This is a genomic window from Kocuria sp. WRN011 (genome assembly GCF_002295155.1).
Classification (GTDB): Bacteria; Actinomycetota; Actinomycetes; order Actinomycetales; family Micrococcaceae; genus Kocuria; species Kocuria carniphila.
The window spans coordinates 156827-169912 of record NZ_NSGI01000001.1 but is presented as its reverse complement, the minus strand read 5'-3'; the positions used below and the strand labels follow the sequence as shown (position 1 = coordinate 169912).

Annotated in this window: 12 protein-coding genes; 3 read left to right on the top strand and 9 right to left on the bottom strand. The window is 65.5% G+C overall.

Annotated features, from left to right (window positions below; all coding sequences use genetic code 11):
- Positions 1-143: 143 nt before the first annotated feature.
- Positions 144-839: a DNA-3-methyladenine glycosylase I gene (locus tag CKW39_RS00775; RefSeq protein ID WP_095796294.1), complete on the top strand. Its 696-nt coding sequence runs from the start codon at positions 144-146 to the stop codon at positions 837-839.
- Positions 840-841: 2 nt separating this feature from the next.
- On the opposite strand, the gene CKW39_RS00770 is transcribed toward CKW39_RS00775, so the two are convergent.
- Genes CKW39_RS00770 through CKW39_RS15580 form a run of 7 tightly spaced genes read right to left on the bottom strand, consistent with a single transcriptional unit; the run spans position 842 to position 8402 of the window.
- Positions 842-2437 (bottom strand): dihydrolipoamide acetyltransferase family protein, encoded by a 1596-nt coding sequence (locus CKW39_RS00770; RefSeq protein WP_095796293.1) that lies wholly within the window; start codon positions 2435-2437, stop codon positions 842-844.
- 55 nt (positions 2438-2492) lie between these two features.
- Entirely contained in the window at positions 2493-3467 is a 975-nt protein-coding gene (locus CKW39_RS00765) for an alpha-ketoacid dehydrogenase subunit beta (RefSeq protein WP_095796292.1), read from the bottom strand.
- Positions 3464-4645: a thiamine pyrophosphate-dependent enzyme gene (locus CKW39_RS00760; protein ID WP_254049209.1), complete on the bottom strand. Its 1182-nt coding sequence runs from the start codon at positions 4643-4645 to the stop codon at positions 3464-3466. Before CKW39_RS00760 ends, CKW39_RS00765 begins: the two co-directional genes overlap by 4 nt.
- Positions 4646-4669: 24 nt before the next feature.
- The gene (locus tag CKW39_RS00755) at positions 4670-5830 is read right to left on the bottom strand and encodes a histidinol-phosphate transaminase (RefSeq protein WP_095796291.1); all 1161 of its coding nucleotides are present in this window, start codon (positions 5828-5830) and stop codon (positions 4670-4672) included.
- Between the two features lie 20 nt (positions 5831-5850).
- Positions 5851-7761: a lipase family protein gene (locus tag CKW39_RS00750; RefSeq protein ID WP_095796290.1), complete on the bottom strand. Its 1911-nt coding sequence runs from the start codon at positions 7759-7761 to the stop codon at positions 5851-5853.
- Entirely contained in the window at positions 7758-8198 is a 441-nt protein-coding gene (locus CKW39_RS00745) for a hypothetical protein (RefSeq protein WP_095796289.1), read from the bottom strand. The genes CKW39_RS00750 and CKW39_RS00745 overlap by 4 nt, the downstream gene beginning before the upstream one ends.
- Before the next feature lie 42 nt (positions 8199-8240).
- Entirely contained in the window at positions 8241-8402 is a 162-nt protein-coding gene (locus CKW39_RS15580) for a hypothetical protein (RefSeq protein WP_216823135.1), read from the bottom strand.
- Between CKW39_RS15580 and purB the strand changes: the two genes are divergently transcribed.
- Positions 8401-9834 carry an adenylosuccinate lyase gene (purB, locus tag CKW39_RS00740; RefSeq protein WP_173674260.1) on the top strand — a complete coding sequence of 478 codons (1434 nt, stop codon included), beginning with the start codon at positions 8401-8403 and terminating at the stop codon, positions 9832-9834. The two genes, CKW39_RS15580 and purB, sit on opposite strands and share 2 nt — an antisense overlap.
- A 102-nt stretch (positions 9835-9936) precedes the next feature.
- Positions 9937-10842, top strand: coding sequence for an Ltp family lipoprotein (locus CKW39_RS00735; protein WP_095796287.1), 906 nt, complete (start codon positions 9937-9939; stop codon positions 10840-10842).
- A gap of 100 nt (positions 10843-10942) precedes the next feature.
- Here CKW39_RS00735 and CKW39_RS00730 read toward each other — a convergent pair whose 3' ends face one another.
- Positions 10943-11932, bottom strand: a complete 990-nt coding sequence (locus CKW39_RS00730; protein ID WP_254049240.1) for a glycerophosphodiester phosphodiesterase family protein — start codon at positions 11930-11932, stop codon at positions 10943-10945.
- Positions 11933-12154: 222 nt separating this feature from the next.
- Entirely contained in the window at positions 12155-12925 is a 771-nt protein-coding gene (locus tag CKW39_RS00725) for a di- and tripeptidase (RefSeq protein ID WP_254049208.1), read from the bottom strand.
- Between the last annotated feature and the right edge of the window lie 161 nt (positions 12926-13086).

Here is a 13086-nt window from a genome sequence, read left to right as displayed (position 1 = left end):
GTCTTACCGGCTTCGCGCCCCCGCGACGACGCCGCGGCGAGCGTACTGCACGGATCCCGCGCCCGACGACGGGGGCGGGAGTTTCTCCAGATGCTGAACATTCAGGGCTCGGTCCCAGCCCGCCAATGCCTAGCGTGTGGCGTATGGAGACACGTACCGATTCCCAGCTCAGCCCATCCAACCCGCTCGACCCGTTCGACCCTTCCGACCCTTCCGACCCTTCCGACCCGGAGGATCACCCGCACGCGGCGTTCGCAGCCATCGGGTGCGCGGACGGGAAGTCACGATGCCCATGGGCCGTGGCGACCCCCGGCGCCCTGATCGATCACGACCACGAATGGGCGGTGGCACCGCGCACCGCCACGGAGTACTTCCAGGCCTTGAGTATCGAGCTCTTCGATTCGGGCCTCGCCCGTTGGTCACAGTCCGGCAGGCACCCCTCGTGGTACCTGTACATGGCGGATCTCGAACCGGCCAAGGTTGCCCGGCTCGACGTCGACGATGTGGAGGACCTCCTGCTCAATCCGGAACTCATCCGCAACCGTGCCAAGATCGAGGCCGTGATCCACAACGCCCAGGGGTGCGAGGACTGGGTGATCGCAGACTGGGTGGAACTGTTGACCGAGGCGCAGGTGCCCCCGCCCACCGGTCCCCCGCTGCGCTCCCTCGATCTACCCGACAGCACGCCGGATTCCCGCAGGCTCTCCGGGTTGTTCCGGGAACGAGGGTTCAAACTCATTGGCCCGGTGACGGCCCATCGGTGGTTGCAACGCACCGCACTGGCACCCGGCCATGTCCAGGGCTGTTTCCGTGCCGAGCAGACAGGCCCGGTGCCGTGAACCTAGTCGAGCAGCAGCGCCGGTTCCTCGAGGATTCTGGCGACGTCCGCCATGAACCGGGCGGAGAGATCACCGTCCACCACGCGGTGGTCGAAGGAACCACCCAGGGTGGTGATCCAGCGCGGAATGACTTCCCCGTCCACGACCCACGGCTTCTGCTTGATGGTGCCGAAGGCCACGATGGCCACCTCGCCGGGGTTGATGATGGGCGTGCCCGTGTCGATGCCCAGCGCACCGATGTTCGTGATGGACAGCGTGCCGCCCTGCATGTCACCGGGTTGGGTCTTACCCTGGCGCGCCGTCTGCGCCAGCTCGTTCAACGCGATGGCCAGTTCCCGCAGGTTGAGGTCCTGCGCGTCCTTGATGTTGGGTACCAGCAGACCGCGCGGAGTGGCTGCCGCAATGCCCAGGTTCATATAGCGCTTGATGATGATCTCGGAATCGGTCCACGTGGCATTGACCTGGGGGTTGCGCGCGGCAGCCCAGATCACGGCCTTGGCCAGGATCAACAGCGGGGTGACCTTGACCCCCTCGAAGTGCGGGGACGTCTTGAGCCGCTTGATGAACTCCATGGTCCGTGAGGCGTCCACGTCCACGAAGATCGACACATGCGGGGCGCTGAAAGCCGAACGGACCATGTTCTGGGCCGTGACCTTGCGCACGCCCTTGACCGGGATGCGTTCGTCGCGGGAACGAGCCGGTGCGTGGGTCGAGGTCCAGAACGTATCCGGGCCGTCCTCCACCTCGCGCAGGTGGGCCGCGTAGGCCAACAGGTCACGCTTGGTGACCTGCCCGCCTTCGCCGGTGGCGGTCACGTCCGCCAGATCGATGCCCATTTCCTTGGCGGCCTTGCGCACCGGCGGTTTGGCCATGCTCGGGCGGCGCGGGATGGAGGCCTGGGCGGCGCCCTGCTGCTGGGGTGCGGTGTCGTCGAGAGAACGCAACCACGTCTCCCCGCGATCACGGAACTTTCCGGCCTTGTCCGCCAGGTCCTGGGCGGCGGTGCCGAGGCCCGACTTGGAGAACCGATCGGCCCAGCCGGCTGCCACGCGAGCCGCGCCGCCCTTGGCCGATTCCTGATCCTGTTGCGGAGCGGGCTTGCCCTGCTCGTCGAGCCCCTGGGGCTGTTCGGCGTCGATCCGCATGGCCGTGCGGGTGCGCTGGCGGCGTCGTACGGGATCCGCCTTGGGACCGGCGCCCACAAGAGCCTGGCCGGACTCGCTCGAGTCCATGCTGCGCCCGGACCCGGACGTGGACTCTTCCCGGGGCCCGAGGTGTTCGGCCGTGGGTTCCCCCTCCACGCCATCCTTGGGCGCAGAGCCCGTGTACCCGGGATCCGGTGTGCCTGACGGCGCGGACTCGGAATCGCCCACGGTGATGATGGGCGTTCCGACCTCGACCGTGGTGCCTTCGGTCACCATGATGCTGAGCACGGTTCCCGCGAAGGGGGACGGGAGCTCCACCACGGACTTGGCGGTCTCGATTTCGCAGATCACCTGGTTGACCGTGACGGTCTGCCCCTCGGCCACCTTCCAGGACAGGATCTCGGCTTCGGTCAGGCCCTCGCCCACATCGGGCAACGTGAAAACCTGGGACATGAGTTCTACCTCCTGCGATACCGCCCGCGAGGAACGGTTCGTGACTTAGGGCGATCTAGTAGGCGAAGGATCGGTCGAGTGCTTCCAACACGCGATCCAGGTCCGGAACGTAATGCTCTTCAACGGCAGCCGGCGGGTAGGGCATGTGGAAGGCACCTACGCGCAGCACGGGGGCTTCCAATGAGTAGAACGCTCGCTCGGTCACGCGCGCGGCGATCTCCCCGCCCAGTCCACCGAACGTGGGGGCCTCGTGGGCGATGATCAGGCGACCGGTCTTCCGCACGGATGCCGTGACGGTATCGAAGTCGATGGGAGACAGGCTGCGCAGGTCGATGACCTCCACGCTACGGCCGTCCTCCCGTGCGGCCTCAGCGGCCGCGAGCGCCACGGGGACCAGCGGGCCCCACGCGACGATGGTGGCCTCTTGACCCTCACGCACCACCGCGGCGCTGAACGGATCGCCCGTGGGCTGATTCTCGGCCACGTCGCCCTTGAGCCAGTAGCGGCGCTTGGGTTCAAAGATGATGACCGGGTCATTGCACTCGATGGCCTGCTGTGACATCCAGTAGGCATCCTGCGCGTTGGAAGGCGCCAGGATACGCAGACCCGCTGTGTGGGCGAACAGTGCTTCGGGTGACTCCGAGTGGTGCTCCACCGAACCGATCACACCGCCGTAGGGGATGCGGATGGTCACGGGCACGGTCAGGTTGCCGTCGGAGCGGGCATGGATCTTGGCCAGCTGGGTGGTGATCTGGTTGAAGGCGGGGAACGTGAACCCGTCGAACTGGATCTCGCACACGGGCCGGTAACCGCGCTCGGCCAACCCGATGGCGGTTCCAACGATGCCCGCCTCACCCAGGGGTGTGTCCAGTACCCGGTGAGCGCCGTAGCGGTCCTTGAGGCCCTCGGTGACGCGGTAAACGCCGCCCAGGGAACCGATGTCCTCGCCCATGAGCATGACCTTGGGGTTTTCCTCCATGGCCCGGGACAACCCCGCGTTGATCGCTTTGGCAATGGTCAGCTGCTTCACGCGTGAGCTCCTTCCGAGCCGGAGTCATCCTGGTCGTCCTGCGGAGCGAAGCCTGCCTGGTAATCCAGGTACTCGGCGCGTTCCGCGTCAATCAGCGAGTGCGGGTCCGCGTAGGCCTTGTCGAAGAATTCGTCAAAGGTGGGCGGCACCATGGCCAGCACGTCCGCGCGCAACTCGTCCGCCATTTCACGACCCTCGTTGGTCACCGAATCGAAGAACTCATCACCCACGTGGTGGGTTTCGCGCAGGAACATCTCCAGCCGCTCGAGCGGGTCCAGTGTGCCCCACTGTTCTTCCTCGTCGCGCTGACGGTACTTGGTGGGGTCGTCCGCGGTGGTATGAGCGCCCATGCGATAGGTCTCGGCCTCGATCATCACGGGACCTTCCCCGCGGCGGATCTTGTCGAGTGCGTAGCGCGTGGCGGCCAGCACGGCCAGGATGTCGTTGCCGTCCACACGCAGACCCTCGAAACCGTAACCGGCGGCGCGGGTGGCCAGCGGCACGCGGGACTGCGTGGAGAACGGCACCGAGATGGCCCACTGGTTGTTCTGCACGAAGAACAGCACGGGGGCGTCGTAGGACGCTGCAAAAACCATGGATTCGTGGATCTCACCCTCGGTGCTCGCACCGTCTCCGTAGTAGGCAACCACGGCCTCCGGTGTCTCACTCACTTGCTCGCCCGCGTCCTCGGCGGCCTTGCGGTCCAGGGCTGTGCCCATGGCGTAACCCACCGCGTGCGGCACCTGAGAAGCCAGCACCATGGTGTAGAGATTCACGTGATGTTCGTTGGGGTCCCAGCCGCCGGCGGTGTGACCGCGGAACAGCTGCAGCAACTCACCGGGCTTCACACCGCGGTGGAAGACCACGGCGTGCTCGCGGTAGGACGGGTAGATGCGGTCGGTGGGTTCGGTGGCCCAAGCGGATCCGACCTGCGCCGCTTCCTGACCGCGCAGCGGCACCCACAGCACCAGTTGGCCCTGACGCTGCAATGAGGTGGCTTCCTCGTCCACACGCCGTGCCAGTGCCATGGAGCGGTACAGGCCCTTGAGTTCCACCGTGTCGACATCTTTGGCGAACGGGGAAAGGGTGGGGTCCTCGTGGACCGTGCCTTGCTCGTCGAGCAACTGGAGCCTGGGCACGGCGCTCTCGACCGTCCCGGGGTGCATCTTTGCTGCCATGGTTGGGTTGTCCTTCCGAGTGGCCTAGTTGGTGCTGCTCATGGGCATGGTGCTGGGGTACGGGAACTGCGCGCACAGCTCGAGCAATCGAGTGTTGGCCTCCGCTTCTCCGAAACTCACACGCACACCCTCGGATCCGAAGCGCCGGACCGACAACGCGTGCGCATCGCACAGTTCGCTGAAGGCCTGACTGTGTTCGCCCAGCGGCAGCCACACGAAGTTGGCCTGGGTTTCCGGGTGCTGCCACCCGAGTTCCGCCAGACCTGCCAGGACACGCTCGCGCTCGTCGACCACCTGCTGGACGCGTTCGTCGACCTGGTCAATGTTTTCAATGGACGCCACCGCGGCCAACTGGGCCACCTGGGTGACGCTGAAGGCCGGGGTGGCTTGCCGCAAGTACTGGGTCACGTGTGGTTGGGACACCGTGTACCCCACGCGCAACCCGGCCAGTCCGTGCGCCTTGGACAGGGTACGCAGCGCCACCACGTTGGGGTACTCCCGGTAGAAGTCGATGCCGTTGACCAGGCCCTCGGCACGCTGGAACTCCCAGTAGGCCTCGTCGATGACCACCAGCACGCGTGAGGGGACTCGCTTCAAGAACTCGTGCACGTCCGCCGCACGCAGGCTGGGTCCGGTGGGGTTGTTGGGTGTGCACAGCAGGATCACCCGGGTGCGATCGGTGACCGCGTCAGCCATGGCCTCAAGGTCGTGGGAACCGTCCGGGCGGTTGGGGATCTGGACGCTCAACGCTCCGGCCAGTCCCACCGAGATCGGGTAGGCCTCGAAGGAACGCCACGCGTAGATGACCTCGTCCGGCTGGCCGTCCTGGCCGGTTCCCGCGAACGCCGCCAGCAGTTGGTTCAGCGCGCCCAAGCTACCCGCGCCGGCCACGATGTCTGCAGCGGGGACCGACAGGTAGCCCGCGAGCGCTTCACACAGCACGGTGGCCGCGGGATCCGGGTAGCGGTTGAACAGGTCGAAATCGTACAGGGCCTGGCGCACCGCCGGTACCGGCCCGTAAGGGTTCTCGTTGGACGCCAACTTGTAGGCCACCAGTCCGGGAATCTCGGTAGCGGGCTTTCCGGCGGCGTACGCGGGAAGCTGAGCCAGCGCGGTTCGGGGGATGATCCGCTCCGCGTTCTGCTCGGTGCCTGAAGAATCGGCTGACAGCGTGGCGTTACTCATAGGCCCAATGCTAACTCTCGCTACCGATCCTCCGGGTTGTGGACAATGTGTTCTTCCGTGGCTTCGTATATGTAGGTTTCGGTGTTCGCGTCAGTTCCCGCAGGAATTGCGGCACGCAATGCCTGTTCGTGTTTCGTCACCGCAGCGTGCCCCGAGTTGCTGATCCCCTGGGCTCCCAGTGTGTACGTGTACATGTCGTGGGCACCCACTCCGCTGAGACTTCCCACGGTCGAATACTGGCCGTTGTACTGCGTGTCCACGCGGACCGTCGAGCGGTTCTCGCCGTCCGGATTCCCGACCCCGTCCAACGGCGGCACCATGTCGTCCGAGTGTTCAACGGCCATGACCGAGGTGTCCTGGGAGAACTCGAAGCCACCCACGGGTGCTCCGAAAGTCGTCAGAGCGTCCACCGAGTACCGCTCCTGGAAGGCCCTGTTCGAGGCCAGCCCCGCGGCATCGATACCGCCCAGGCTGTGACCGGTGAGCACCACGGAATCCCCCGGCCGGATCCCCGCATCCTTCAGCGCTTCGAGAACCGCGCGCTGTGCGGGAGGTAGTTCGTCCAGCGAATCGTGCGGTTGCACCTTCATGCCCTCGACGATGCCGGCGATGTCATGAACCCCCTGGCCGTCGTGCCACACCTCCGTGCCTGTGAGCACCACGGAGAACGCGGCCCGTCCCGAACTATCGGTGGACTTTTGAACCATGACCGTGCTGTTCTCCCGATCCTCAACGATGTTCTTGGCGTCCTTGAGTGCCCCGGCCGTCCCCGCCACCGTCACGGGCACTGCACCGTCGAATTCGACGCCCGCGGGCAGTGGTCGCTTGGCCAACCCGGCCATCCCGTGGTCGGAGGCGTTGCGCGGCGTAATACCGGTCATCGTTTCCTTGGCCTTCAGACGCACTGCATGACCGCGTACGAGCGGGTACAGCAGCCGTTCGGCCGGAGAGAGACTTCGACCGGTGGAATAGGCGGTGAGCCATTCGAATCCTGACCTGCCGCTGAGTCCGTTGACGGCGGCGCGCACCACAGGCCAGGACGCACCCAACTCAGCCTGCACGGCCGCCTCCTCGGGACCCACGTGCGCCTCGGTCTCGCCGACTCCCGTCAGCAGCCCGTCCGCCCACACTCGCGCGTACTGCCCCAGTGTGAACTCATCGCCCGGTTGGCCCCCGAGGTCCCGGTGGGCCCGCGAATGACGCAGCACCACCGATGGCAACGGGGTACGGAGGCTCGAGTCGAGCACGTCATCCAGGCCCACACCACGGATCACCGCGTTGGTGCCTTCCGGTCCGCCGCCGGCCACCACGACCCCAAAGGAGGTGACCCGCACCCTGGTGGCGAATTCGGCGGGAGTACTAATGTCCGCGCGTTGCACCGCGTCGGTGAATTCGTCCAGTGTCGTGCGGAGACCGCTCATGGAAGACCCCGTGAGGTTCCATCCCGGCATGGTCAGGATGCCCGGCCCGAACAACGACCCCACGCTGGCTTCCACCATTTCGTAGTGCTGTTGCGCGCTCGCCAGGTGCAGCTGCGTCAGCGTCATACGCGCCTGAGCTGCCGCGAGCGCGGCCTTCGTCAACGCCGACGACGCCGCCGCGGCCACGAGCAGCGGATGTCCCGTCATGCTCCACGCCGCGACCTCCACATCTGTAGCAGTGGTTCCCAGGAGCACGTCACCGGCGCGTTCGTTCACTCTGGAGAGGACTCCGGCCGCTACCGAGATGGCTTCGGTGCTGACCTCCAGGCCGCCCGGGGCGGTGCCGCCACTCACCCGCATGGATTCGGTGGCGGACGTGATGGCCGCTCGAGTGTCGATCGGAACGTTGGGGTGGTCCAGGAGTAGCCGGCCACCGGAGTCCGTGCCGAACAACGTCGCGTGCACATCTTCAGCGCGACCCGTGATCACACGTTCCGTGTCGATACTCATCGCTGCAGTCCCGCGGGACCGTGTTGTGGAATCGATTGTTCCGCCTGGGCCAGCACCCCCAACACCGAGGCACCAAGGGTGCCCAGGTCCAGGAACTGTTCAACTGCTCCGATCTGAGCCGAAAGCCCCGCGGCACCCGCGCGCAATTCGGCTGCAACAGTGCGGTACCCGTGGGCGGCGCTCTGAACCTCCGCGGTCAGCTCCTCCAGCCGTGTCCGGTAGGCCAGTCCCGCCTGCCCTTTCCATTCCGCAGCCTCTGCCGCACGGAGTTGTGCCGTCAGCGCCAGCAGCTCATCCGCCGTGCGATCGTAGGAGCCGGCCAGCATGACAATGCGCTCGTACAGGAGACCTGCCATTCCCGCCGGCGACGGCCCCGATGGCTCGGTGGGTCCGGACCCGGAGGATCCCGGACCGCTCGGTGCAATCGATGACGACATGCCAACTTCCTTCCAGGCGCGGATTCCGCAGAGAACTTCACGCTAGAACCCGCCCCGTGACATGACCGGTCGAGCAGGCCGGATTGTGGATGCGCAGCCGATGCCCCACGTACCCGCCCGCCCGTGGAGAACGGGCGCCGCGGCGTCGTCGTCGATGGACACCGAGCCGGCGCGCTCGCGGAGGCGTGGAAGAATGAAGATCATGTCGAAGACTCCGCACACTCTCCCCTCCGGACGCGTGGCCCTGAGCCAGCAGACCCCTCCCATCGCGTTGGGACCCTTGGACGGTCGTTACCGACCCCAGGCCGGCATCCTGGTCGACTACCTCTCGGAAGCCTCGCTCAACCGCGAGCGCGTGCACGTGGAGGTCGAATGGTTCATTCACCTGTGTGAGCAACGGGCGCTGCCTGGTCTGGAGCCCCTGAGTCAGGAGCAGAAGGACGGCCTGCGGGCCATCGTCACCGACTTCGATGTGCAGTCCGTGGCGGAGCTGGCCGAGATCGAGGCCGTGACCGTTCACGACGTGAAGGCCGTGGAGTACTACATCGGGCGTCGCCTGCCGGAGTTGGGTTTGGAGCACCTCAAGGCGCTGGTGCACTTCGCGTGCACCTCCGAGGACATCAACAATCTCTCCTACGCATTGAGCGTCAAGGACGCCGTGGAAGATGCTTGGCTGCCCGCCGCCCGCAAGCTCGTGTCCGCGATCAGCGACATGGCGCAGGACGCCAAGGCGACGCCCATGCTGTCCCGCACGCACGGCCAGCCGGCGACCCCCACCACGCTCGGTAAGGAACTCGCGGTCTTCGCACACCGCCTGAACCGGCAACTGAACCGCATTGCCAAGACCGAATATCTGGGCAAGATCAACGGCGCCACCGGCACATTCGCCGCCCACGTGGCTGCCGCCCCGGACACCGACTGGCCGGCCATTTCCCAGTCCTTCGTGGAGGGTCTGGGGTTGGACTGGAACCCGCTGACCACTCAGATCGAATCCCACGACTGGCAGGCCGAGCTCTACTCGGACATCGCGCGCTTCAACCGGATCCTGCACAACTTGTGCACGGACGTGTGGTCATACATTTCCATCGGATACTTCCAGCAGATCCCTGTCGAGGGTGCCACCGGCTCCTCCACCATGCCGCACAAGGTCAACCCCATCCGTTTCGAGAACGCCGAGGCCAACGCGGAGATCTCCTGCTCGTTGCTGGACACCCTGGGTGCCACCCTGGTGACCTCTCGCTGGCAGCGTGACCTCACGGACTCCTCGTCACAGCGCAACATCGGGGTGGCCTTCGGTCACTCGATGCTCGCCATCTCCAACGTGATCAAGGGTCTGGAGCGCTTGGACGTGGCCGAGAACCTGCTGGCCGAGGACCTCGACCAGAACTGGGAGGTACTCGGCGAGGCCGTCCAGACCGCCATGCGCGCCGAGGCCATCGCAGGACGCGAGGGAATGGACAACCCCTACGAGCGCCTCAAGGACCTGACTCGCGGCCACCGCGTGGACGGCGAGCGCATGCGCGAGTTCATCGGCGAGCTGGGTTTGTCGGAGGCTGCGGAGCAGCGGCTCAAGGGCCTGACCCCCGGCCAGTACACCGGTTTGGCCGAGCAGCTCGTGGATCGCTACGCGAACTGAAATATAGGGTGCGACACGGACGTCAATGACCGTGCGCTGCGTCACGGCTCACACCGATTCCTATAGTGAACATGAAGTCACCCCCCTGAGAAAGAGACTGTCATGTCACAGATCCCCCCGAATCAACCGGGGCCGCACAATGGCCAGTACGATTCGCAAACCCAGCAGTTCCATCACAACGGGAATGGCCAGGCACCGCCGCGGAAAACGGGCAAGAAGAAATGGGCCCTAGGGTGTTTGGGCCTACTTGTACTTGTCATCCTTTTGTTTGCTGGATGTGCGGCTCTAATCGGTGGCGGTAATGACGATGCCGCGCCAGTCAGCAACGAGACGTCCAGTGCCACTGCGACCGGGAATCCGGTCGAAACTCCTTCCGCCACCTCGGAAGCTGCCACGGAGAGTCCTACCGAGGCTCCTGGTCCAGCGGTGGCGGAAGAGGCCCCCAGCGAAGAACCGGCTGAACCGACCGAAGCACCGCAGCCCACGCCCGAGGAAAGCGCTGTCGCCAGCGATCAGCCCCTCGGGGACACAGGCGCGGATTCCGCCGAGACCGAGCAGGATGAAGATTCTGGATCAACGCCGTTGTCTCAGCAGAATGCCGTGGACAAGGCAGAGAGTTACCTGCAGTACTCGGCCTTTTCGCGAACTGGTCTGATCGAACAGCTGGAGTTCGAGGGGTTCTCACCCGAGGACGCAACTCTTGCGGTTGACTCTCTTGATGTCGACTACGGTGAGCAAGCCAAGAAAAAGGCTGAAGATTACATCGATTATTCGGCGTTTTCTCGCAGCGGCCTGATCGAGCAACTGGAGTTCGAGGATTTCTCGCCCGAAGATTCGGCCGCTGCGGTCGACAGTTTGAGCATCGACTACAACGAGCAAGCCGCGAAGAAGGCCCAGGAATACCTCGATTCCTCGTCCTTTTCCCGGAGCGGACTGATCGATCAACTGGTCTTCGAAGGTTTCACGCAGGAACAGGCAACGTACGGAGCGGGACAGACGGGGCTCTGATCAACGGGTGCCCTGGGCAGTTCTTGGACGGGCATCCAGAGCAAGAACGTGTGATCCTCGGCTAGCTCCACGCAGTGCGGGATCATGATCGGCCGGAGGGCTACGCGTACAAGGGATTCCCAGCAACGCGTGGCCCTCGGCTTTTCGCCCGCACGGGCGCATGCCGACCACTGGCCGCAGTCGGCTTCATGGCTGGGTGGCATAACGCGGCACCGGACTCCGTGGTGGCCGTCCCATCCGTGGCTTCCCCCACCCAGCGCAGCACGTCAGCAGGGACGTTGGTCGTGATCTGCTGCACCCCGATGGCAAGGCACAGGTGCGTGTCCACGAACGAGTCGACCGTCCACACCCGGAGCACGGAACCGTTGGCCCGCCAGTTGATCACCTCGTGTAGGTGGTCACGCACGAACTGGATCCCAGGCCCGGCCAGCTCCACCTCACCGTGAGCGATGATCGGCACCGCCGGGGGCACCACGAGGCGCATCCCGGCGCGATAGACCATGGCCGCCGCGGGACCGACCCGCATGCTGTGGCGCACCGTGCTCACGGTGGTGTCCGCGACCAACTGGCACACGTGCCGCGGTGAGACGGACTGCAGAAGGTAGCGAACGCCGTCGGGGTGGAAGCTCATGATCGACACCTTGATGTTGCCCAGCCACCCCGTTTCCGGATCCCAGCCACGGCGCATGAGCAGCACCAGGACGGCCTCTTCCAAGCCGTGCCCGAACGGGCTGGGGTGTTTGGTTTCGACCGCCAGGCCAATGGATCGCCCCGCGGCCTCCAAAAGGTCCAGCAACTCGTCCAGGGTCAGCAACTGCTCGTCCGCAGAGCCGTGGGACGAAGGGATCGGCACACCCTTCCATGACGTGAAGTCCAAGGCCCGCAGCTGAGCCAGCGTGTGCTGCGAGACGGGGCCGTTGCCGTTGGAGGTGCGGCCCAATTGAGCGTCGTGGTGCAGGACCAGGTGCCCGTCGCGGGTGAGCTGCACATCGCATTCCACCCCGTCCGCGCCGTCGAGCAACGCCTGCACGTAGGCGGCACGGGTGAGTTCGGAAAACGCCTCTGATGAGCCGCGGTGCGCGAAGATCAAGGGTCGCTCGGGGAGGCGATGGGTGGTTCGTGAACGCTCGGACAGCGTGTCAGTGGAGGATTGTCCGGGGGAGCCACTTGGGGTGAACACGCGGCCACCGTAACGCGCGGGCCTAAAGCCGCTCTGAGCCGCTGACGAAATGCGTGTGACGGGAACATGAACGCCCCGGGGGCCCATCCATGGATGGGCCCCCGGGGCGTGTTGCGCGATCAGCGGATTGAACTACTTCTTCTCGATCGACTCCGGCTCCTTGACCTTGGTGCCGTCCTTGAAGGACTCGGCTCGGTCATCGAGGGCAGCGGGGAACTCCGTGGGAAATTCGCCGAATGCCTCCTCGGCGGACTTGATCACCTGGCGGGACATGGCCAAGTTGGCGCCGCCGCCCACCACGGCACCGATACCGAACGGCAGGGCACGGCCCATCACTGCGCCGGTCTGCTTGGCCAGGAAACGCTTGACGAACATGTTGCGAATGGTGCGGCCGGCATCGAACTTCTTGTCGCTGTCACCCTTACCGAGCATGAGCCCCCACTTGTTGGTGAGGCCCTTGGAGCGGCTGGAGTTCGCCAGGATCTGGCTCATCAGCTGGTTGCCGTCCTCGCCGAGCATCAGAGCCATGACCATCGTGCGGTTCTGCTCCTCGTTGTCCGGGAACACACCGTGCAACTCCGCCATGGCCTGCGCGTACAACGCGGTGGCCTCGAGGTAGCCGACCACGGCGACCGAGGACAGCCCCAGGGAAGCGATGGTGCCGATACCGGGGACCATCGCGGTTGCGCCCACGGCCCCGCCGCCCAGGGTCACGGTGCGCTGGTACGTCTTGGTCAGGCGCTTGGCGATCTGCTCCGGAGACTCGTTGGGGTGCTGCTCGCGCTCACGCTGCAGCGCCTTGATGACCATGGGGCGCTGCGCGCGCAGCACATGGTTCAAGAATTTATTGACGCCCGGTTTGGGCTTGCCGTCCTCGTCAAAGGCCTTATTCAGCGGGTTCATGTCCATAACGGTGCACTCCTCAAGGCTTACTCATGGGTTGGGGCGGGTCTCGCCGATCACTCGGGTCAACTATTCCACAGCCCGCTGATCACCGCGCGGGCTGTTCGCTATCCGACGACGCCGCTCGCGCCCGTTCCCCGCCACGGCTCACCCACCGGGCG

Coding starts and splice junctions, on each gene's coding strand:
- CKW39_RS00745 (WP_095796289.1), bottom strand. CDS start 8,198: ATGTCGTCATCGATTGCACCGAGCGGTCCGGGATCCTCCGGGTCCGGA.
- purB (WP_173674260.1), top strand. CDS start 8,401: ATGTCGAAGACTCCGCACACTCTCCCCTCCGGACGCGTGGCCCTGAGC.
- CKW39_RS00725 (WP_254049208.1), bottom strand. CDS start 12,925: ATGAACCCGCTGAATAAGGCCTTTGACGAGGACGGCAAGCCCAAACCG.
- CKW39_RS00750 (WP_095796290.1), bottom strand. CDS start 7,761: ATGAGTATCGACACGGAACGTGTGATCACGGGTCGCGCTGAAGATGTG.
- CKW39_RS00775 (WP_095796294.1), top strand. CDS start 144: ATGGAGACACGTACCGATTCCCAGCTCAGCCCATCCAACCCGCTCGAC.
- CKW39_RS00770 (WP_095796293.1), bottom strand. CDS start 2,437: ATGTCCCAGGTTTTCACGTTGCCCGATGTGGGCGAGGGCCTGACCGAA.
- CKW39_RS00735 (WP_095796287.1), top strand. CDS start 9,937: ATGTCACAGATCCCCCCGAATCAACCGGGGCCGCACAATGGCCAGTAC.
- CKW39_RS15580 (WP_216823135.1), bottom strand. CDS start 8,402: ATGATCTTCATTCTTCCACGCCTCCGCGAGCGCGCCGGCTCGGTGTCC.
- CKW39_RS00760 (WP_254049209.1), bottom strand. CDS start 4,645: ATGGCAGCAAAGATGCACCCCGGGACGGTCGAGAGCGCCGTGCCCAGG.
- CKW39_RS00755 (WP_095796291.1), bottom strand. CDS start 5,830: ATGAGTAACGCCACGCTGTCAGCCGATTCTTCAGGCACCGAGCAGAAC.